Raw genomic sequence first — 21,424 nt, 5'->3', positions numbered from 1 at the left:
TTTAATGTATCCAAGATAAGAAAAGCGGAACGATAACTAAACTAGCACCCGCTGTTAAAAGCATGGATAAACTTGCGATTGTTCCTTCAACAGGGCCGATTTCGAATGCTTTTGATGTACCAGTTCCATTTGCGCTCGTTCCTAACATAATACCTTTTGCGAGCGCGGTTTTAATGCGGCAAATACGTATAAGGGAAGGACCGAGTAATGCTCCTGTTAAGGCAGTTAAAACGACAAATACAGCTGTTAATTGTGACATGCCACCAATCATTTCTGAAATAGCCATTGCGATTGGTGTCGTTACAATATGCGGTGCTAAACTATGTTCTAGTGACGAATCAATTTGAAAATAATTTGCTAGTAGTGCCGAAGTAATAACTGATAAAAATGAACCAACGATGACGTTAAGTAAGATGGCGATTCCGTGTTTCTTTAATAAATCAAAGTATTTATAGATTGGCCATGCAAAAGCAACTGTTGCAGGTTTTAATAATTCTGTTAGCCATTGACCACCAGATTCATATGTTTCATAAGGTGTGTCTAGTCCAAGCAATAAAGCGATTAAAATAATGGGACAGACAAGGAGAGGAGAAAGTAAGCTCCAATTCCAACGTTGATACATTTTTTTAGATATCCAATATGTCAATAGTGTTAATAGTAAACAAAGAAAGCCGATCATTGCGTTGATCCTTTCCGCTTAAGTAGCAATTCTGTTAATAGTCCTGTTACGAGAGTAACGCAAAGTGTACTAATCATAATAATTAAAATGAGATCGATTCCATATTGTGATAGTGTATCTTTGTAACGAATAACAGCGACTGCAGAAGGAATAAAAAATAAAATAAGTTCTTTTAATAAAAAGTCTGCTCCGTCCTGTATCCACTCTTTTTTTACTAGGTTAAATTTTAATGAAATTAATAATAAAAAAATACCGATTATACTTCCTGGAACTGGGAGGTGTGCCTGTTTTGCGATCCATTCACCTGTCCAAGCGAAACAAAATAATAATAAAATTTGTCCGCTTAACTTCCACCATTTCATACAGTAACCACCTCTTTCTTTTTTTACATAAAAATTGTAAAAAAGAATTAACAATTTCTACTATACGTTCATTCAAAATATTTGTCTAATATATAAATTATATGTTATTAATATATTAGACGTATTAATTGAAAGTGAAAAGGGTGTCCAAAATGGAATTACGGCATTTGCAATATTTTGTTGTTGTGGCAGAAGAGTTACACTTTGGACGAGCGGCTGCTCGTTTACAAATGACACAACCACCACTTAGTCAACAAATTCAGCAATTAGAAAAAGAAATGGGAGTTCTGTTATTTTCAAGAACGAAGAGAAAGGTTGAATTAACAGAAGCAGGAGAAATGTTTTTAAAAGAAGTAAAAAAAGCGTTTGAGCAAATTGAAAAAGCAGTAGAAGTTGCACAAAGTGCGCAAAGGGGAGAAGTTGGATCACTCTCAATTGGTTTTGTAGGTGCGGCGATATATGATATTTTACCGTCTATCGTCAGGGAGTATAGAAAGAAATTTCCGAGAGTGTCTGTCGCATTACATGAATTATCTACACCAGATCAAGTGCATGCACTTCATGATAATCGTATTGATATTGGATTTTTACGGCCGCCAATTTCAACACAATTATTAGAGTTAGAACCAATTCAAAGGTTATCTTGTACTTTATGTTTGCCAAAGGCACATCCACTTGCAGAGAAAGATGAAATACATATAGAAGATTTACGCGATGAACCGTTTGTATTTATTACGAGACCAGTATGGCCGGCGTTGTATGATACAATTTTATCTCTTTGTCGAGAGGTTGGCTTTAGTCCTCAAATTGTACAAGAAGCAACAGAATATCAAACAGTTATGGGGCTTGTAGCAGCAGGGATTGGGATTACAGTAATCCCTGTATCGGCAAATAAATTATATAAAACAGAAGTTGTATATAAAGAGTTATATGATTCTAATTTTGTTGCAGAAATGTCGGTAGCTTATAAAAAAATGAATAGTAGTCCAGAGCTGTTAGAGTTTTTAAAAATTGCAAGAGAGAAGAAACGAATAGAAGTAGAAGATGAGTAATATTAGTAACGGTAAATAGATTTAATTTGAATATATAAAAGTACACCTTATTAAACAATAAAGCGGAAATGCAGCTTAAGTGCATTTCTGTTTTATTTTTCTTTTTTTAGCTCGATACTGAAAAGATAAACGTGTTCATTTTCTTTTAAGAGTAGATCAATACCTGTTTCTTCATCAATTGTAGGGACGCTTACAGTTTCTTTACTTGTTTGGATTACAGCAGCTAAAATTGTTTTCTGATTATATCTTAAATTTTTTGCAGATTGAATTGTAGTAGTTGCAGAACTATTTACACCTAGAGGTGCTTCTTCAGGAGCAAGCGTTGAACCACCGTCAATATTAATATACCATTGACCTTTTTCTTCTACATCTTTATCAAATTGGAAATGTGGTGGTATGAAAGAGAGTTTTATTTTCTTTTCTAGAAAATGTGATGAAGCGAGGTTAGTAATCTCTTTTACTTTTTTACCATTTTGATAATAATCAATCGTAGCATTTATTTCATCTTTATCATTATTAAGTGTAACGTTATAAAACATACTATTTCCTTCTTGAATAGGCGTCATTTGTAAAATAGAAGACTGTTCTTTTGTTAACTTGTAAGCTTCTACAGAAGCAACTTCATTATTTTTTATTTGGTTACAACTAGTAAAGAAAAGTAAAGATAAGATAAATAATACTTTTATACGCATAGTATAAACCCTCCTCTTTTTACAATTATAATTTAAATATGAATAAATCCCCATTTGCCTTTCTAGGACTAAAGACTTAGACAAGATTCAGATTGTAGTGCGATGTTTGTAATGTCATATTTTTATACACTAGTAGTATAGAATGCGTATGTTATAAGGTAGGGGAAGAAATTTATGTCTTTATGTCGGTTAGCGAAAAAAAATATAAGAACATTTGCTGTCAAAAGGATGAAGCAATTCATGTGGATTGCCATGTGTACTGCAATTTTGTTTTTTATGATGTCGCTACAATTTAATGAACTAGCGACTGGGAAAGTAGGGGCAACATTTTTGTTTCAAATGTGTTTTTACACGCTGTTTATTGTATTGATTTTTATATGTATTTTTATTACGTATAAAATGACGAATTCTCTTCTGCAAGTGAGGAGAGAGGAATTTAAATCTTATGTAGTAGGGAATATGAAAAGAAATGAAATACTATGTTTATTATGTCAGGAGCAATTATTCATTTATGGAGCAGCGTTTGTTTTCGGTCTAGTTCATGGGATGTTATTTTTGAAATTATTCACGATTATCTTTATGAAAATAGCAGGGATACAAGGAATAAATAGTGCACCAATTACAATATATGCAATAGCAGTTGTTGGTATAATTATGATGGCTGTCGTCGTATTATCGATGATGCAATGTTGTCGATTTGTTCGAAGTTTAAAAGACGGAAATTTGTTTCAGTTTGAGAAAAAGGCATGAGAAATCATGCCTTTTTCTATTTTACACATGAAAATAATCGTGTTAGAGTGAAAAGACCTGACAAAGAATGGGAAGGAAAGGTTGTATAGAATGACAAATGAACAATCAATTGTAAAAGTTGAGCGGTTAACGAAGCGAATCGGTTCAAAGACACTTGTAGAAAATATTAGTTTCGAAGTTAAAAAAGGTGAAGTTGTTGGCCTGCTAGGACCAAATGGTGCTGGAAAAACGACTTTAATGAGAATGATGGTCGGTATGATCCGTATGACAGAAGGTGAAGTATGGATTGATGGTCAATCTGTAAAACAGCAATTTGAAAAAACTGCTGCGAAAATTGGTGCAGTAATTGAGACACCGGAATTTTATCCTTTTTTGAGCGGCTACGAAAATTTAACATATTTCGGCCGAATGAATGGGAATGTGACAGAAGAACGTATCGATGAAGTAGTGAAATTGTTAGGAATGGGACAAGTAATTGACCGTAAAGTAAAAGCATATTCACTCGGTATGAGACAACGTTTAGGGATTGCTCAGGCGCTTATTCATAATCCAGATGTATTGGTACTAGATGAACCAACGAATGGACTAGACCCAAGTGGAATACATGAAATGAGAATGTACATAAAGAAAATTGCACATGAACAAGGAAAAGCAGTACTTGTATCTAGTCACTTACTTTCAGAAGTTGAATTAATGTGTGACAGAGTTATTATTATTCAACACGGAGAATATGTAGCGACGCAAAATATTCAGCATAGTCATAGTGAAGAGATGGAGACGATCCGTATACGTGTAGATGATGCAAATAAAGCAGCGGAAATGTTAGAATGTGATGTTGTAATAAAAGGTAATGATCTACTTATCAATGTAAAAGATGAAGAAATCCCAAATGTTATTCGTACTTTGCTTGAGAAAAATATTCAAGTTTATCGTGTATATGAAGAAAGAAAAACGTTAGAAGAGCAATTTTTAGAATTAACAGGGGGAAAAGATATTGTTTAATTTAGTGTATAACGAGCTGTATAAAATATTTAAGCGTAAAAGAACGATTATTCCTTTTGCGGTTATTGCAGTATTAATAATTGGATTAGGATGGGTTACGGTAAAGTATTTAGAACCAGAAACAAAGGGTTGGAAAGCAGATTATACAGAACGTACGGTAGAAATTGAGAAAAAGCTTGGTATGAAAAAAGAAGCTATTTTAGCAGAAAGGTCGGGGGACGAGCTTGTAAAGGAATATCAGCTTAAAATGAAGCATTTAGATACGGATATAGCACCAGCAAGCAGTTCTCCACTTTCTTTCATGAGAGATACGGGTTTTATCGTATTTCCAATTTTGTTTCCATTTATCCTCGTGTATGCAAGTACAATTTTTGCGAATGAATATAGCTGGGGAACATATAAATTTTTAACAATCCGTCCGGCGAGTCGATTTAAAATTTTAACAGCAAAATTTTTAGCAATCGTTATATTTGCAGCTTTATTGTTTATATTTAATATGATTTTCTCCGCTTTAAGTGGACTTGTTATTTATAAATTCCAACAGCCTGCATGGAGTGAATTTATTTTTCAAGATGGAAATATTATAAAACAAAATATTTTTGTGGAAGTAAGTAAATATTACATTTTATCGTGGTTGCCAACTCTTGTGTACGCAGCGTTTGCATTTATGATTTCTGTGTTAACAAGATCTAGTGGGGGCGCGATCGGTATTTCACTGTTTCTTGCTTTATCAGGAAATATTGCGTTACTAGCAGCAACTAGATATAATTGGGTGAAATATTTATTGCCGGCAAACACAGATTTATACGGTATTGCCAAGAATGGAAGTTTTATTGAAGGAGTAACCTTCCCATTTGCTTCATGTATGTTATTGCTGTATTTATTTGTATTTTTAAGTATTTCCTATACAGTATTTTTAAAACGCGATTTAACTTAATAAGAAAAGCCGTTAAGTACCCCTTAACGGCTTTTTTCTATGAGAATTGTTTAAGAGCTTTTTCAGCTAGCAAAGCAAAGTATTTTGCACTTATAGGGAGTGCTCGTTCATCAATTGTAAAAGAAGGATGATGCCACTCATGTGTACCGCTCGTTCCCATAAAGACGAATGAACCTGGTATTTCTTGTTGGTAAAAGGAGAAGTCTTCTCCGGCCATTGATGGGTTAGGAGAAATAATATTTAAATTCATTTTTTCGGCAACTTGAGTAGATAAGTTGGTTAGAGATGTATCGTTATGAACAGCAGGAGGACCTGAATAAAAACGGAATTCTGTTTTTACGCTTAATGCATCAGAAACTCCTTTAATAATACGCTCCATTAAAGCTGGTATCTTTTCTCGTGTTTCATTTTGGAATGTACGAACTGTTCCTTCTAATGTTGCTTTTTCAGGAATAACGTTCCACGTATTTCCTGAATGAATGTTTGTAACACTTACAACGGCATTATGTGAAGAGCTAATATTTCGACTTACAATTGTTTGTAGTGCCATAACAATTTGAGAGGATGCGACGATAGGGTCAACACCAGCATCTGGTACAGCTGCGTGCGTCCCGACACCGTGAATTTCAATTTCAAATCGATCTACTCCAGCCATTAGTGGACCATCTTTAATGCCAATTGTACCTACTGGTAAATCAGGTTTATTATGCATACCGAAAATAGCTTGTACATCATGTAAATGTCCAGCTTCAATAACTTTGCAAGCACCATTGCTACTTTCTTCAGCTGGTTGGAATATAAAGCGAACCGTTCCATTTAGGGAAGATTCCTTTTCTTTTAATAAGAAAGCTGTACCTAAAATAGCTGCTGTATGAAAATCATGTCCGCAAGCATGCATTTTACCTTGAATTTTTGAAGTGTATGGTAAGTTTGTTTCTTCTTGAATAGGAAGGGCATCAATATCAGCACGAATTGCTATAATTGGACCATTTTGATTACCAGAAATTTCAGCGATAATTCCTGTTTCTAAATTGGAATCAATAATAGCAATATTTGCTTCTTCTAACCAATTTTTTATCGCTTTTGTTGTTTCAAACTCTTCATATGATAGTTCTGGATACTCATGTAAATGTCGGCGAATGGAAATAAGTTTTTCTGTTAGTTGATTTGGAATAGATGCCACGTATTATGCCCTCTTTCTTAAGCGAAGTATTTACTATAAGTATACAACAATAAAAGAGAGGATTCTCAAATGAAAATCCTCTCTCGTTAATGCCCGAGTGATGTGAGCTAATAATCAGTGGGGATGAATAAAATCTCCACTAATTAAAGTTTCACTTTATGCTGCCACTTTTTTATGTGTATGATGTTTTTGATAACGTCCACGCATTGCATATGCAATTTGCGGAATTGCAATACCGATTAAAATAAGTGATACACCTATCCACTGTGAAGATAGTACAGCTTCTTTTAAAACGAATACAGACATAATTGTTGTAACTGGTAGCTCTGCTGCACCAAGAATAGTCGCTAAGCCAGAACCGATTTTTGGAATACCAATTGTAAAGGCAATAGACGGAATAACGATACTAAATATTCCTAATCCTAAGCCGTATTTCCAAAGTCCTTGAGAAATGGCACCGTTCATAATAAATGTTGGCGGGAATACGATCATAACTAAAGTTAAAGCGCCAGCCATTAACAGGACACCACGTGGTAATGAAGGTACTTCAACAGCAACTTTTCCGCTCACAAAAATGTATGTTGCAAATGTAATAGCAGATAATAGCCCTAAAATGATTCCTGTTGTATCGAAAGTACCTGCCGATTTTTCCAGTAAACCACTTGATAAAAATGTACCTACAAGTAAGAAAATAACCGAAATAACTTTTTCCCTTGAAGGTAATGTTTTTGTTACAATAGCTTCAATAATAATACCGACCCAAACGAATTGGAACAAAAGAATAATTGCGATAGAAGCTGGTACAGTTTTTAATGAAGCATAATAAAAAATTCCAGTAAAACTTGCAGATGTTCCTGCAACGAATAAAATTAATGCTTGTTTTAATGGAACGCGGTGTCTAGAAAATAGAAGTGTAATAGCCAGCAAAATAATCCAACCGAACAAATATTGGCTGCCAATTACCTCTCCAAGTGAAAATCCTTCTGCATATGCAAGTTTAACAAAAATAGCTAAAATTCCATAACTACACGCTCCTAATAAAACTAAAAGAGAATAACGAAGCATGAAAAATTCCTCCCATCTATGTGAAGTTGTTCCGTAACGAAAATATATCTAGAGGGAAGTATACAAAATTAAAAATGTAGGGTCAAATAAAAGAAAAGTGCGACATTTTATAGAATAATAATAAAAGTATGATATTTATGCATAATCTTGAAATTGTTAATTATAAAAGTATTGTAAAATCAGCTTTGTATTGTATAAAGACAGCATTTGAAAAAAATTTTTTAAATCAATATGTATATAAACGTACGTATACGTGCTAATCATTTGAGAAACTATGTTACCTTTGTTATGTTAATAACAATTAAAGGAGTTTCCTAATCCAATTGAGATTTTTCTATATAATAGAAGGAAATGAAAACGTTTTATTAGAAACTGTGAGAAAGAGTGGTTTTTCTTATTACCACGTTGTAAAAGTGAGTTCACGAATTGTTCATAGTATTTTTATGTGTTTTTGCTACAATATGTAAGGAGAGGAGTGGAATTATGCAAGATATTAGTATTTTTTTAGCGTTTGGCGCTGGGTTCTTATCATTTATTTCCCCATGTTGCTTACCGCTTTATCCGGCATTTTTATCGTACATAACAGGTATGTCGGTTTCTGAATTGAAAGAAGAAAATGCAATGCTTCGCAAAAGAAGTATGATACATACAGCGTTTTTCTTACTTGGATTTTCAATTATATTTATTGCAATTGGATTTGGTACAAGTTTTATCGGAGGAATCTTTACAGATTATAAAGATTTAATTAGACAGCTAGGTGGTATATTTATCATCGTGTTCGGTCTTATTATTGTCGGGGTATTTAAGCCGAAGTTTTTAATGCAAGATCGTAAATTTACATTTAAAAATCGTCCGAGTGGCTATTTTGGATCAGTTCTAATTGGATTGGCCTTTGCTGCAGGATGGACGCCATGTACTGGACCTATTTTAGTGTCCGTAATTGGATTAGCAGCAACAAACCCAGAATCTGCAATGATTTATATGATTGCATACATACTTGGATTTGCTATCCCGTTTTTCGTACTTTCATTCTTTATTACGAAAATGTCTTGGATTAAAAGAAATAGTATGGCCTTCATGAAAGTCGGCGGATACATTATGATTGTTATGGGTGTCTTCCTATACTTTAATTGGATGACGAAAATTATCGTATATTTCTCAAGTTTATTTGGTGGTTTTACCGGTTTTTAGTATTATTCTGCGAAAATGTTGGAAATACTAACGGAAAAGCATATAATGAAAGTATATTTTGCATATAGCCACAAAAAAGGATGAGGAAATATGAACATAGTTCTTTTATCAAGTATCGTTGCTGTTTGTATGGCTGTCGGTGCGATGTTTATTCGTTTAAAAGCAGCTAAGAAACCTGCAACATTGAAAAAAATTATACTTCCACCATTTTTTATGAGTACGGGAGCATTGATGTATGTTTTTCCTGAATTTCGATTAACTCCAGCAGAAATGTTAGAAGCAATTGGTGTTGGTTTGATTTTCTCTATTTTTCTTATTAAAACATCTAAATTTGAAATTAGAGGGCAAGAGATTTACTTGAAGCGTTCAAAAGCATTTGTTTTTATATTAATTGGATTACTTGTAGTGCGGATTGTATTTAAAACATACTTAAGTCAATCTCTTGATTTAGGACAACTTAGCGGCATGTTCTTCTTACTTGCGTTTGCGATGATTGTATCATGGAGAATTGCGATGTACCGTTCCTTTACGAAATTACAGAAGGAAATGGAAAAAGAAGATGGTTTTTATAATGAAAAAGATATGAAACTAACTTAAAACTGTATATGCATAAAATAAAAAAGACAGCGTCAAAGGCGCTGTCTTTTTTATCGAAAATAATGTGAAGTTATTTTGCGAGCAAAGACTTATAGTTTGAATAATCAATCTCTTTTTCTTGTAGTTTTTTCACCAAAAATTTATGATCACGCTTTGGTGTGGCAATAATATATCCTTTAATAATTAAGTCTTGTGTAATTTGAGAGGCATTTTCTTGTAATGCAAGTTCTCCAATTTTACCAGCAATTTTTGATTTAGCAATGTCGCGAAATAGTTCTGGAACAGGACTTACAAGCTCTTCTAGCAATTGTTTTTGTTCGTCAGCCCATAAATGTCTCGTTTTATTTATGTAGTGTTCTTCCCAATCTAAAATGGACATACCATCTTCTTTTGGTAATCGTTTTAAAAATTTTCTGAACATAAAGTATCCACCGATAGACATAAGTCCTAATAAAATGACAGTCCATAATACAATGAACCAACTGAACCATCCTTCGAGCAAGTATATCCCCCCTTAAATGATTTCGATTTTCTTTTATTCATATTATAAACATTGAGATTCATAGAAAGCAAGAACGCTTGGTCATTTTGACCAAGCGTAATCATTTAAACAAAGTATAGTTGTTCAACACATAAATTATTATTATCGTCTTCAACATACTCAATAATAAGTGTGCCAACTTTACGATCTTTATCTTCAGTTGTGAAAATAGAGTAAGAAGTAAAACGTGCTGTTGATAGGCCGCTTATATGTGTAGGTAAAGAAATGTAGTCGTTATCGCGGAAGAATTCCATTAGTTCAATATCTTCAAATTCTTTTCGGTCAACTTGTTTGTTTGTATAGCGGCGTTGAAGTTGTTTTAAGGATTCATTCCAAGAAATTGCTTTTGTGTCGTATACCATTGTTCTATCTCCTTACTGTATGTAATCGTTGAGAACATACGTTCTAATCTAGTATACTCTTTTTATTAGAAAAGGGAAAGCAAAAAATAATGTAAGCTTGGATTTCCAAGCTTACATTATTTTTGCGTTCGTCATAATCTCTATCTTTTATTATAAGTTACATAAGAATAAGAAACAAGATGATATATATTTTGTTGATAGTTTTCAAAATTCTGTATATTATCAATATATTATACGGAAAGGGAATGAGTGGGATGGCATATGTAATTTCACTACAAGGACCGATGGCAAGTGGGAAAACAACAGTAGCTAAAAGGTTAGAAAAGAGAGGGTTTCGAGTTATATATGAAAATCCATATCCAATTGTAGAGAAGCGAAAAAAATTGAATTTAGATATGAATTCAAAAGTAGGGTTTATTATGAATCAAAAAATGTTTATGGAAGCAAAAATAAAGGAGTTTCAAAATGTGAAAGATTCAGTCGTAATTTTTGATCGCGGACCAGAAGATATTGAGTTTTTTACACTCTTTTATCCAACGATTATAGGAGAAGAGTGGGATATAGAAAATGAATTGAAAGATGAATTATATAAATTAAGGGAATGCCGTTCGGATGTGATTTTTTACTTAGATGTTACGAAAAAGAATGTATATGATAGAAAAAATAATGATAGAACAAGAAACAGAAGTACGTTTGAGGAGCAATTTAAATTAGTAGAAACTGAAAAAGACTGGTATAAACAATTTCCTGTAACTTATGTGGACACGAATAGATTAACAGTGGACGATTTAGAGGTATATTTTATGAAATGGTTGAAGGAGAGAGGGTTATGAAAAAAATACTTTTATTTGTGTACCCAACATTTGCAGAGTTTGAAATAACGGTAGCAACGGCATTGCTGAAAAATAAATATGAAATCATTACAGCAGGTTTAACTAAGGAACTGGTTATAAGTGAAACGGGGTTGCAAGTGCAGCCACATATAGAATTAAGTGAAGTGCGTGTAGATGAGTATGAGGGGATACTTATTCCAGGTGGAGAAGAAGTACAGTTGAAAGATGCAAAACCTCTTTTTTCAATCATTCATCAATTTTATGAACAAGAAAAATTAGTGGCAGCAATTTGTGCTGGACCGTATGCGTTGGCAAAGGCAGGCTTATTGAAAGGGGGATCTTATACAGCGACCATAGATTATAAAAGATTCGATTGTTTTCCAGTAGAAAATTTCGTGTATAAAGAAGTTGTGCAGCACTCAAATATCATTACAGCACAAGGGCATGCGTTTGTACCATTCGGAATAGCGATTGCTTCTTATTTTGGAGTAGCAGACGAACATAATACAAATTTTTATTGTGGTAAAGGCAATGTAGTGATGGAGAAACTTTTATGAGAAAACGTGTAAAAGCTAGCATTTGCTAGCTTTTTTCTTTTTTACATCGATAAATCGCTATCGTTTTCGGATCATGCCATATACCGTTATGAAGTGATAATTCATTTTCTATTTCTTTTTGTAGCCATTCCTTCATTTCGGCGTGAAGATACATATTGTCTGGTATATTCAGTGATGGGAACATGCTAGAAATATAGTTTACGATCGGAGTAGCGTGATGAAAAACGAGCGCATTATGAATAACTGTTTCTACAACAGTTGGAAAAACAGATTGTAATATCTCCTTACCATTTTCTAAACAAAATGGAGCAACCGCTGCTGATGTTTGCGGTAAATCAAATGCGACTAACATGTTGTTACACATTTCAACTATACGAGGTAATGAAACGTTAGAATTTGTTGTAGCTAAAAGTGTACCGCCAGGACGAATGACTTTATAAAAGTCTTGAATTGTTCTTTTTACATCTTTCACATGGTATAACATATGTCTTGCGATTATCCAGTCATAACAATTATCTTCGAATGGAAGTTTACTAGCATCACCCTGTTTCCATTCAATTCTAGTACTTTTTTTAGCGGCTTCAGAAAGCATGGCTTTCGATTGATCAAATCCAGTTAATTGGCCTTTATGACCGTTAGTTTGTAAAAGGGAAAGGAATTTTCCCCTCGCACACCCAACTTCTAATATGTTTTCTTTTCCTTGAAGTTGTAAATGTTCAATGACGACTTCATCTAAATTCACTTGTTTCTCTTCGAAACGTTTATGCGTATGGATACGTGTTTGTAAATGGTTGCTGACGCTGTATTGGCGTTTTACATCATTCATTTTTTCGGATTCCACCTTCGTACAAAATTGCTGAATCGCATGTGTTAATACATCTGTCTTCTTTAAGCCTTCGTAATGGAGTGCTGCTTCAAACCTTTCAAGTAAATTTTCTTCAATTCGAAAATGAATATCTTTTCGTTTCGCCACTGAAAACTCGCCTCTTTTCATTTGTTAGTGAGAATATAGCATGCCTGGAAATTTTGTGTAAATAATTTGTGTACACAAAATTAGGGGAGGTGAAAAAATGTTTGAATATGAGTTTAAACTATTGACGATTTAACCGTTTTCATTTATTCTTAAATTAAGAAATATTCAAATAATTAAAAGAAATGAGAGAGTCACATGCTTCTTCAAGGAACACATCGAATTGGTCGTATGGCCATGCTGTTGGCACTTGCGGATGAGAATGAAAGCCCTGTATTATCTATTCCAAAAGGTTGGAAATATTGTACAGGGAAAGTGGGTTCTATGAATTCGCAAAAGGTCGTAGCGGCAATGGAAACAGCGGCTAAAAGCAACCGAGTTATTGAAACGGATGTTTACAGAGAAACACATGCACTTTATCATGCAATAATGGAAGCTTTGTACGGAGTGACGAGAGGTCAAATTCAGTTAGCAGACGTTCTTCGTACAGTAGGACTTCGTTTTGCAATTGTGCGCGGTACACCATACGACGGAAAAAAAGAAGGCGAATGGGTTGCTGTTGCACTTTATGGAACGATTGGTGCACCTGTAAAAGGATCTGAGCATGAGGCGATTGGTTTAGGAATTAATCACATATGATTTGCCCATAGTCTATTAGTTAGAAGGGGGCCTTACTTTTTCGGACAGAAGTCTGTCTTAAAAAGATAAGGTCCCCTTTTGCCTTTTTAAGGAGGAAAAAAGAATGATTACGTTAACAGGACATACATTGACAGTTGAAGAAATGAAGAAGTTATTACTTGAAGGGGAAGGTGTAACAGCTTGCCCAACTAGTATGCAAAAGGTGGCGGAGTGCCGCGAAGTAGTTGAGAAAATCGTAGAAGACGGAAAAGTTGTTTACGGTATTACAACTGGATTTGGAAAGTTTAGTGATGTGCTTATTCAAAAAGAGGATGTAAAGGCACTTCAACACAATTTAATTCAGTCACATGCATGCGGGATAGGCGATCCATTCCCTGAAGAAGTATCACGCGGTATGTTAATTTTACGAGCAAACACGATGCTTAAAGGAATATCTGGCGTTAGACCGCTTGTTGTAAATATGCTTCTTGAGTTTGTAAATCGCAAAATTCACCCAGTCGTTCCGCAACAAGGTTCACTTGGTGCGAGTGGAGACTTAGCACCTTTATCTCATCTTGCGCTCGTATTATTAGGCGAAGGTGAAGTGTTCTATAAGGGGAAACGCGTTCATGCGATGGTTGCTCTTACAGAAGAAGGTCTTGAACCGATTGAACTTGAAGCGAAAGAAGGGCTTGCATTAATCAATGGTACGCAGGCGATGACAGCGCAAGGAGTTCTTTCTTATATAGAAGCAGAAGCAACTGCATATCAAGCGGAATTAATTGCTTCGATGACAATTGAAGGATTACAAGGCATTATTGATGCATTTGATGAAAATGTTCATAAAGCACGTGGTTATAAAGAGCAAGTGGAAGTCGCGAGCAGAATTCGTGACATCCTTCAAGATAGTAAGTTAACAACAAAACAAGGAGAACTACGTGTACAGGATGCATATTCACTTCGCTGTATCCCGCAAGTACACGGCGCTTCTTGGCAAGTTTTAAATTATGTGAAAGAAAAATTAGAAATTGAAATGAATGCAGCAACAGATAATCCGCTTATCTTTGATGGCGGAGAAAAAGTAATTTCAGGTGGTAATTTCCATGGTCAACCGATTGCGTTTGCGATGGACTTCTTAAAAGTAGGAATGGCGGAACTTGCAAATATTTCAGAGCGTCGTATTGAGCGTTTAGTAAATCCGCAATTAAATGATTTACCTCCATTTTTAAGTCCAGAACCAGGACTGCAGTCTGGTGCAATGATTATGCAATACGCAGCTGCTTCACTTGTTTCTGAAAATAAAACGTTAGCACATCCGGCGAGTGTTGATTCAATCCCGTCATCAGCTAACCAAGAAGATCACGTAAGTATGGGAACAATCGCTTCACGCCATGCACATCAAATTATTCAAAATGTAAGACGTGTTCTTTCAATTGAGATGATTTGTGCGATGCAAGCAGCGGAATATCGCGGAATTGAAAACATGAGTACAGTGACGAAGAGCTTCTACCATCAAGGCCGTCAGCAAGTACCTTCTATTACAAATGACCGTATATTCTCAACAGATATTGAAAATATTACGCATTGGTTAAAAACGAATGATTCGATAAAAGAAAGATTAGATGTAAACGCAGCACTATAAAATGAGAAAAGGGAGAGATTGAAATGGAAAAAGTAAAACAAACAATTCGCGCGCCAAGAGGTACGGAGTTACAAACGAAAGGGTGGGTGCAAGAAGCTGCACTTCGTATGTTAATGAACAATTTAGATCCTGAAGTTGCTGAAAAACCAGAAGAGCTAGTTGTATATGGCGGAATTGGCCGTGCAGCTCGTAACTGGGAAAGCTATCAGGCGATTGTAGATTCATTAAAAACGTTAGAAAGCGATGAAACGTTACTTGTTCAATCAGGGAAACCAGTAGCAATCTTCAAATCACATGAAGATGCACCTCGCGTTCTGTTAGCGAACTCAAACTTAGTACCAAAATGGGCGAACTGGGATCACTTCCGTGAATTAGAGAAAAAAGGTCTTATGATGTACGGACAAATGACAGCGGGTAGTTGGATTTACATTGGAACTCAAGGAATTTTACAAGGAACATATGAAACGTTTGGTGAAGCGGCTCGTCAACATTTCGGTGGTTCATTAAAAGGTACATTAACACTTACTGCTGGTTTAGGTGGGATGGGTGGTGCACAGCCTCTTGCTGTAACGATGAACGGCGGTGTTGTTATTGCTATTGACGTTGATAAGCGCAGCATCGATCGTCGTATTGAAAAGAGATACTGTGATATGTATACAGAATCGTTAGAAGAAGCATTAGCGGTTGCGAACGAGTATAAAGAGAAGAAAGAACCGATTTCTATTGGTTTATTAGGAAATGCGGCAGAAATTTTACCAGAACTAGTGAAGCGTAATATTACGCCAGATTTAGTTACGGATCAAACATCTGCTCATGATCCATTAAACGGTTATATTCCAGTAGGTTACACATTAGAAAAAGCAGCGAAACTTCGTGAAGAAGATCCAGAACGTTACGTACAATTATCAAAAGAAAGCATGACAAAACATGTGGAAGCAATGCTTGCGATGCAAGAAAAAGGCGCAATTACATTTGATTATGGAAATAACATTCGCCAAGTTGCTTTCGATGAAGGTTTGAAAAATGCTTTTGATTTCCCGGGATTCGTTCCAGCATTTATTCGTCCATTATTCTGTGAAGGAAAAGGACCATTCCGCTGGGTAGCACTTTCTGGTGATCCAGAAGATATTTATAAAACAGACGAAGTAATTTTACGTGAGTTCGCTGATAATGAACATTTATGTAACTGGATTCGTATGGCACGTCAACAAGTTGAGTTCCAAGGTCTTCCATCACGTATTTGTTGGTTAGGTTACGGTGAGCGCGCGAAATTTGGTCGCATCATTAATGAAATGGTTGCAAATGATGAATTATCAGCACCGATCGTTATCGGCCGTGACCATTTAGATTGCGGATCAGTAGCATCTCCAAACCGTGAAACGGAATCGATGAAAGACGGTAGTGATGCAGTAGCAGATTGGCCAATTTTAAATGCATTAATTAATAGTGTAAACGGTGCAAGCTGGGTATCTGTTCACCACGGTGGTGGCGTTGGCATGGGGTATTCACTTCACGCTGGAATGGTTATCGTTGCAGATGGAACAGAAGCGGCAGCAAAACGTATTGAGCGCGTATTAACTTCTGACCCTGGAATGGGTGTTGTTCGTCACGTAGATGCTGGATATGACTTAGCTGTTGAAACAGCGAAAGAAAAAGGCGTTAACATTCCAATGATGAAATAAGGAGGAGAAAACATGCTGGACACTTTACTAATAAATATCGGTCAATTACTAACAATGGATCAAGAAGATGGCTTGTTAAGACGGGAAGCGATGAACACGCTTCCTGTTATTGAAAACGGTGTGGTTGGAATTGAAAATGGCGTAATCACTTTCGTTGGAACAGCGGAAGAAGCAAAAGGAATACAAGCGAAAGAAGTTATTGATTGCGGCGGTAAAATGGTTTCTCCTGGTCTTGTTGACCCGCATACTCATCTTGTATTTGGTGGATCTCGTGAAAATGAAATCGCGCTAAAATTACAAGGAGTTCCGTACTTAGAAATTTTAGAACAAGGTGGAGGCATTCTTTCGACTGTAAATGCAACGAAACAAGCATCGAAAGAAGAACTTGTTCAAAAAGCGAAATTCCATTTAGACCGTATGCTATCTTTCGGTGTGACAACTGTAGAAGCGAAGAGTGGTTACGGATTAGATGATGAGACGGAATGGAAACAATTAGAGGCAACTGCACAATTACAAAAAGAGCATCCAATCGATTTAGTTTCAACATTTTTAGGTGCCCATGCAGTTCCGAAAGAGTATAAAGGAAGATCAAAAGAATTTTTACAATGGATGCTAGACCTACTGCCAGAAATGAAAGAGAAGCAATTAGCGGAATTCGTTGATATTTTCTGCGAAACAGGTGTGTTCTCTGTAGAAGAATCAAAAGAGTTTTTATTAAAAGCGAAAGAACTTGGCTTTGACGTGAAAATTCATGCAGATGAAATCGACCCTCTTGGTGGTGCGGAAGCAGCAGCTGAAATTGGTGCAGCATCAGCGGACCATTTAGTTGGCGCTTCTGATAAAGGAATTGAAATGCTTGCAAACTCTAATACAGTAGCAACGCTATTACCAGGAACAACTTTCTATTTAAATAAAGAAAGCTTTGCTCGCGGTCGTAAAATGATTGATGAAGGTGTTGCAGTTGCGTTAGCTACAGACTTTAACCCAGGCAGCTGTCCAACTGAAAACATTCAGCTTATTATGAGCATCGCAATGCTCAAACTGAAAATGACACCAGAAGAAGTTTGGAACGCGGTAACAGTTAACTCTTCGTATGCTATTAATCGAGGTGATGTAGCTGGGAAAATTAGAGTTGGTCGCAAGGCAGATTTAGTTTTATGGGATGCTTACAATTATGCTTACGTACCGTATCATTACGGCGTAAGTCATGTGAATACAGTATGGAAGAATGGTAATATCGCATATACAAGAGGTGAACAATCGTGGAGCACGGCCACTATTTAAAGAAAAATGCAAAGTTTATTGATCGTGAAGTGACGAAATGGAGTGAGATGATTAAAGATTGGGAGGAAGGCGTGGAAATATTCGGTGCTGCCTTAATTGGAGCACCCCTTTCTAAACCATCTATTAGTCATTCAGGAGCAAGTTTTGCTCCAAAAACAATTCGTGCGATGTTAGATGCATATAGCACGTATGCAATTACAGAAGAACACGATATGAAAGAAAGTGTTTTATATGATTGCGGTGATATTACGATGCATGTGACAAATATAAAAGAAAGCCATAACCGAATTGCGAAAACGGTTGGGCATCTAACGAAAGTAAATCCAAACATGATACCAATCGTTCTTGGTGGGGACCATTCGATTAGTTTTCCAAGTATAACAGGATTTGCAAATAGTAAAGGAAAGGTCGGTATTATTCAATTTGATGCTCATCATGATTTGCGTAATTTAGATGATGGTGGTCCATCAAATGGTACACCGTTCCGTAGTTTACTAGAAAATGGTGTCATTACAGGAAAACAACTCGTTCAAATTGGAATTCGTAATTTTTCTAATGCACGTGCGTACCATGAATATGCAAAAGAGCACGGTGTGACAGTGTATACAATGAAAGATGTACGAGAGCGAGAAATAAAAGATATTATGACAGAAAGCATTGAAGTATTAAGAAAACAAGGTGTGACTTCTATTTACATTTCTCTTGATATGGATGTACTAGATCAAGCATTCGCGCCAGGTTGTCCAGCAATTGGCCCTGGAGGAATGGATAGCTCAACTTTACTTGATGCGATTGAATTTATTGGCAAAGAACCCCTCGTGCAAGGGATGGATATAGTAGAAATTGATCCAACTCTTGATTTCAGGGATATGACGAGCAGAGTAGCTGCGCAAGTAATTATGAGTTTTCTTTTAGCGCGAGAAACGATTCGTAAGCAAGTTAGTATATAGGTTGGAAATTAAAAGTGAATCTTTAGCTATGTCTTATAAAAACACATTACTACTTATATTGTAGTAATGTGTTTTTGTATTGTAAGAGGTTTGTAAAATTAAAATGGGTGCTTATGAAAAAGTTGGAGGAATTGCGGTTTTGTAGTGTTATTTTGTGGATTAATTAAATTGTTTTGAATGAATTGACATGGGAAATAATTTTATGATAAAATAAAAATTTTGCTAAAAAAATGAATATATGTTAAGCTTGAGAAGGTTACCATATATGGAGGTGGATTATTTGTTTCAAATTGGCGATAACATTGTTTATCCAATGCAAGGAGCAGGTATAATTAAAGCCATAGAAGAGAAAGAAATCGCAGGAAAAAAACAACAATATTATGTTATAAAAATGTCGGCTAACAATATGGAAATAATGATTCCTGAAGGCAAAATATTGAACTCAAATATACGACCAGTTACAGATATCAAGGCATTACTACACATAATAGATATTTTTTTGCATGGGGAATCAGATAGATTACTTACGTGGAAACAAAGGTATAAAGTGAACACTGATAAAATAAAAACGGGTAAAATGCAAGAAGGTGCTGAAGTTGTGCGTGATTTAATGCGTATACAGAAAGAAAAAGCACTTAATGCAAGCGAAAAGAAAATGTTAGATAACGCACATGAATTTTTGATTAGTGAACTTGGATTAATTGAAGGTATCACAGAAAATCAAATAAAAAGCTTTTGTTAAGGTTCATTACAAATAATGTATTGCATCCCAAAAAAGATCTTGAATTTTTTGGGAACATAATTATAGGCAATCAATCATTTCAAAGACATTCAACTCTTTCAAACCACTTTTAAAGCATTAACCTCTTTTGTTATTACTACAATCAAATCCATTTTTATTTTAAATTTCTTTTACGAATGTTCGAAGTTTAATTCAATACTTCGATAAAATAGTTACTTGATTTTTGCAATCCTGATTCACACTGGCACGGACGAGGAGCCGTAAGGATGAAAGAGAGGTAGGGCTTTCATTGTTTTAGGTATATAAGTTATTATTTTTAGAAGAATACGGAACCATTTTCACTTCTATTGATAAGGGATTCTTTATATTAAAGAGATAAACAAATTGACAGCCATATATGATCAACTAAAAAAGGTTTCCTACTAAGGAAACCTTTTTAATTTTATTTATAGCATTCTATTTTTTTGATATTCGAATGTTTTATGGCAAAGTCGTATAAATTGACGTTACTATTTAAAAGTAAGTATGATGCGAATATAGTTAGAATTTTTAAGGGGGAAGAAAAATGGCAAGTTCAAATAATAAAGCGGCAAGTATTTATGAGGGAACAAATGTAAACGCTGGGGGATCTTTTGAAAACATTGAAGAAACGAAGTTGTTTAATCCGATTCAAATTGGGTCTTGGTCTCTTCATAATCGCATAGCGATGGCGCCGATGACGAGATGCTTTGCAAATAATGAGACTGGTGTAGTTGGTGCTGATGTAGTTGAGTACTATAGAAAGCGTGCTGCGGATGGAGTTGGACTAATTATTACAGAAGGAATTGTCATTAGCCCGAGAGCGAAAGGGAATCCAGGAGTACCAGGGATTTATACACAAGAACAAATCGATTCGTGGAAGCCGGTTACAGAGGCAGTACATAAAGAAGGCGGGACGATTATTGCTCAAATATGGCATGTTGGGCGTATGAGTCATCATGAAATAATTGGTGGTCAATTGCCACAAGCACCGTCTGCTATTGCTGCAGAAGGGAATGTTCCGCGTTTTCGTAAACCGTTTGATACACCAGAAGCATTGACGTTAGAAGAAATAGAAGAAGTTATTGGTCAATACGCACAAGCTGCGAAAAATGCAATCGAAGCTGGGTTTGATGGAGTAGAAATTCACGGTGCACACGGATATTTAATTGATCAATTTACTTATGAGTTTGCGAATAAGCGAACAGATAAATACGGTGGTGATTTAAAACAAAGGTTAACATTTATGAAAGAAGTAACGGAGGCTGTAATAGAAGCAGTTGGAGCCGATAAAACACTTCTTCGTTTCTCTGCTTTTAAAGGTGATAACCCTACTTATATGTGGGAAAATCCAGAACTTGCGATTGAAATGTTTGTAAAAATGTTTAAAGAGGTTGGGTTAACGATGATCCATCCTTCAACGATGAATTATACGCAAGAAATTGCTGAAGGAAAGAATTTTCATCAATTAGTAAGAAAATATTGGGATGGTACGATTGTTGGGGTTGGTAATTTGAATCCGAAAGAGGCTGAAGAAGCACTGCAAGAAGGAACAATTGATGTAGCGGCATTCGGAAGACCGTTAATTGCTAATCCAGACTTTGTTCATCGAATTAAACATGCTGAAAGTTTAGTTGAATATGATGCGAAAGAGCATCTTGCTACGTTAGTATGAATAAAGATAAAAGGAGAACACATCGAGTGTTCTCCTTTTA

24 protein-coding genes are annotated in these 21,424 nt (G+C 35.4%); 16 read left to right on the top strand and 8 right to left on the bottom strand.

Going from position 1 to position 21,424, the window contains the following annotated elements; genetic code table 11:
- Position 1 precedes the first annotated feature (1 nt).
- Complete coding sequence (locus JDS81_RS11125; RefSeq protein ID WP_000578970.1) at positions 2-679, bottom strand: LrgB family protein; 678 nt, start codon at positions 677-679, stop codon at positions 2-4.
- The gene (locus JDS81_RS11120) at positions 676-1,041 is read right to left on the bottom strand and encodes a CidA/LrgA family holin-like protein (protein ID WP_000872363.1); all 366 of its coding nucleotides are present in this window, start codon (positions 1,039-1,041) and stop codon (positions 676-678) included. The genes JDS81_RS11125 and JDS81_RS11120 overlap by 4 nt, the downstream gene beginning before the upstream one ends.
- Positions 1,042-1,193: 152 nt before the next feature.
- Between JDS81_RS11120 and alsR the strand changes: the two genes are divergently transcribed.
- Positions 1,194-2,093, top strand: a complete 900-nt coding sequence (gene alsR, locus JDS81_RS11115; RefSeq protein WP_000423219.1) for an acetoin biosynthesis transcriptional regulator AlsR — start codon at positions 1,194-1,196, stop codon at positions 2,091-2,093.
- A gap of 92 nt (positions 2,094-2,185) precedes the next feature.
- On the opposite strand, the gene JDS81_RS11110 is transcribed toward alsR, so the two are convergent.
- Positions 2,186-2,785: a histidine kinase gene (locus tag JDS81_RS11110; RefSeq protein ID WP_097953717.1), complete on the bottom strand. Its 600-nt coding sequence runs from the start codon at positions 2,783-2,785 to the stop codon at positions 2,186-2,188.
- A 174-nt stretch (positions 2,786-2,959) separates the two neighbouring features.
- Between JDS81_RS11110 and JDS81_RS11105 the strand changes: the two genes are divergently transcribed.
- The 3 genes from JDS81_RS11105 to JDS81_RS11095 all read left to right on the top strand — a co-directional run bounded on the left by JDS81_RS11105 (position 2,960) and on the right by JDS81_RS11095 (position 5,474).
- Positions 2,960-3,535 carry an FtsX-like permease family protein gene (locus JDS81_RS11105; RefSeq protein ID WP_097953716.1) on the top strand — a complete coding sequence of 192 codons (576 nt, stop codon included), beginning with the start codon at positions 2,960-2,962 and terminating at the stop codon, positions 3,533-3,535.
- A gap of 90 nt (positions 3,536-3,625) precedes the next feature.
- Complete coding sequence (locus JDS81_RS11100; protein ID WP_000180632.1) at positions 3,626-4,537, top strand: ABC transporter ATP-binding protein; 912 nt, start codon at positions 3,626-3,628, stop codon at positions 4,535-4,537.
- Positions 4,530-5,474, top strand: a complete 945-nt coding sequence (locus JDS81_RS11095; RefSeq protein WP_097953715.1) for an ABC transporter permease — start codon at positions 4,530-4,532, stop codon at positions 5,472-5,474. The genes JDS81_RS11100 and JDS81_RS11095 overlap by 8 nt, the downstream gene beginning before the upstream one ends.
- A gap of 37 nt (positions 5,475-5,511) precedes the next feature.
- On the opposite strand, the gene JDS81_RS11090 is transcribed toward JDS81_RS11095, so the two are convergent.
- Together JDS81_RS11090 and JDS81_RS11085 are read right to left on the bottom strand one after the other, a co-directional pair.
- Complete coding sequence (locus JDS81_RS11090; RefSeq protein ID WP_097953714.1) at positions 5,512-6,657, bottom strand: M20 peptidase aminoacylase family protein; 1,146 nt, start codon at positions 6,655-6,657, stop codon at positions 5,512-5,514.
- Between the two features lie 156 nt (positions 6,658-6,813).
- Positions 6,814-7,722 carry an EamA family transporter gene (locus JDS81_RS11085; RefSeq protein ID WP_000947021.1) on the bottom strand — a complete coding sequence of 303 codons (909 nt, stop codon included), beginning with the start codon at positions 7,720-7,722 and terminating at the stop codon, positions 6,814-6,816.
- A gap of 317 nt (positions 7,723-8,039) precedes the next feature.
- Between JDS81_RS11085 and JDS81_RS30940 the strand changes: the two genes are divergently transcribed.
- The 3 genes from JDS81_RS30940 to JDS81_RS11075 all read left to right on the top strand — a co-directional run bounded on the left by JDS81_RS30940 (position 8,040) and on the right by JDS81_RS11075 (position 9,510).
- A complete protein-coding gene (locus JDS81_RS30940) occupies positions 8,040-8,189 on the top strand; it encodes a peptidase T (protein WP_073990665.1) in 150 nt (49 codons plus the stop codon).
- 16 nt (positions 8,190-8,205) lie between these two features.
- Entirely contained in the window at positions 8,206-8,913 is a 708-nt protein-coding gene (ccdA, locus tag JDS81_RS11080; protein ID WP_001152676.1) for a cytochrome c-type biogenesis protein CcdA, read from the top strand.
- A gap of 90 nt (positions 8,914-9,003) precedes the next feature.
- The gene (locus JDS81_RS11075; protein WP_001028440.1) at positions 9,004-9,510 is read left to right on the top strand and encodes a CcdC family protein; all 507 of its coding nucleotides are present in this window, start codon (positions 9,004-9,006) and stop codon (positions 9,508-9,510) included.
- Between the two features lie 70 nt (positions 9,511-9,580).
- Here the strand turns inward: JDS81_RS11075 and JDS81_RS11070 are convergent, their stop codons facing one another.
- Both JDS81_RS11070 and JDS81_RS11065 read right to left on the bottom strand, forming a co-directional pair.
- Positions 9,581-10,012 (bottom strand): DUF2621 domain-containing protein, encoded by a 432-nt coding sequence (locus JDS81_RS11070; RefSeq protein WP_097953713.1) that lies wholly within the window; start codon positions 10,010-10,012, stop codon positions 9,581-9,583.
- A 104-nt stretch (positions 10,013-10,116) separates the two neighbouring features.
- Entirely contained in the window at positions 10,117-10,413 is a 297-nt protein-coding gene (locus tag JDS81_RS11065; RefSeq protein ID WP_000262403.1) for a hypothetical protein, read from the bottom strand.
- A gap of 254 nt (positions 10,414-10,667) precedes the next feature.
- Between JDS81_RS11065 and JDS81_RS11060 the strand changes: the two genes are divergently transcribed.
- Together JDS81_RS11060 and JDS81_RS11055 are read left to right on the top strand one after the other, a co-directional pair.
- On the top strand, positions 10,668-11,246 hold the full coding sequence (locus JDS81_RS11060) for an AAA family ATPase (protein WP_097953712.1): 579 nt from the start codon (positions 10,668-10,670) through the stop codon (positions 11,244-11,246).
- The gene (locus JDS81_RS11055; protein ID WP_097953711.1) at positions 11,243-11,803 is read left to right on the top strand and encodes a DJ-1/PfpI family protein; all 561 of its coding nucleotides are present in this window, start codon (positions 11,243-11,245) and stop codon (positions 11,801-11,803) included. The genes JDS81_RS11060 and JDS81_RS11055 overlap by 4 nt, the downstream gene beginning before the upstream one ends.
- A gap of 25 nt (positions 11,804-11,828) precedes the next feature.
- On the opposite strand, the gene JDS81_RS11050 is transcribed toward JDS81_RS11055, so the two are convergent.
- Positions 11,829-12,776, bottom strand: coding sequence for a class I SAM-dependent methyltransferase (locus JDS81_RS11050; RefSeq protein WP_142316323.1), 948 nt, complete (start codon positions 12,774-12,776; stop codon positions 11,829-11,831).
- Positions 12,777-12,971: 195 nt separating this feature from the next.
- Here JDS81_RS11050 and hutP point away from each other — a divergent pair, with 195 nt between their 5' ends.
- The 7 genes from hutP to JDS81_RS11015 all read left to right on the top strand — a co-directional run bounded on the left by hutP (position 12,972) and on the right by JDS81_RS11015 (position 21,384).
- Positions 12,972-13,412: a hut operon transcriptional regulator HutP gene (gene hutP, locus JDS81_RS11045; RefSeq protein ID WP_000926519.1), complete on the top strand. Its 441-nt coding sequence runs from the start codon at positions 12,972-12,974 to the stop codon at positions 13,410-13,412.
- A gap of 103 nt (positions 13,413-13,515) precedes the next feature.
- The gene (gene hutH, locus JDS81_RS11040; protein WP_087968862.1) at positions 13,516-15,033 is read left to right on the top strand and encodes a histidine ammonia-lyase; all 1,518 of its coding nucleotides are present in this window, start codon (positions 13,516-13,518) and stop codon (positions 15,031-15,033) included.
- A gap of 23 nt (positions 15,034-15,056) precedes the next feature.
- A complete protein-coding gene (gene hutU, locus JDS81_RS11035; protein WP_097953709.1) occupies positions 15,057-16,715 on the top strand; it encodes a urocanate hydratase in 1,659 nt (552 codons plus the stop codon).
- A 12-nt stretch (positions 16,716-16,727) separates the two neighbouring features.
- Positions 16,728-17,999, top strand: a complete 1,272-nt coding sequence (hutI, locus tag JDS81_RS11030) for an imidazolonepropionase (protein WP_097953708.1) — start codon at positions 16,728-16,730, stop codon at positions 17,997-17,999.
- Positions 17,978-18,949 (top strand): formimidoylglutamase, encoded by a 972-nt coding sequence (hutG, locus tag JDS81_RS11025; RefSeq protein WP_097953707.1) that lies wholly within the window; start codon positions 17,978-17,980, stop codon positions 18,947-18,949. The genes hutI and hutG overlap by 22 nt, the downstream gene beginning before the upstream one ends.
- A gap of 280 nt (positions 18,950-19,229) precedes the next feature.
- On the top strand, positions 19,230-19,691 hold the full coding sequence (locus JDS81_RS11020; protein ID WP_175056340.1) for a CarD family transcriptional regulator: 462 nt from the start codon (positions 19,230-19,232) through the stop codon (positions 19,689-19,691).
- A 565-nt stretch (positions 19,692-20,256) separates the two neighbouring features.
- Positions 20,257-21,384, top strand: a complete 1,128-nt coding sequence (locus JDS81_RS11015; protein ID WP_097953706.1) for an alkene reductase — start codon at positions 20,257-20,259, stop codon at positions 21,382-21,384.
- Positions 21,385-21,424: the final 40 nt, after the last annotated feature.

This window comes from Bacillus cereus group sp. N31 (assembly GCF_016483245.1).
Classification (GTDB): Bacteria; Bacillota; Bacilli; order Bacillales; family Bacillaceae_G; genus Bacillus_A; species Bacillus_A toyonensis.
The sequence above is the reverse complement of the archived record's forward strand: the minus strand, read 5'-3'. Positions and strand labels throughout refer to the sequence as shown.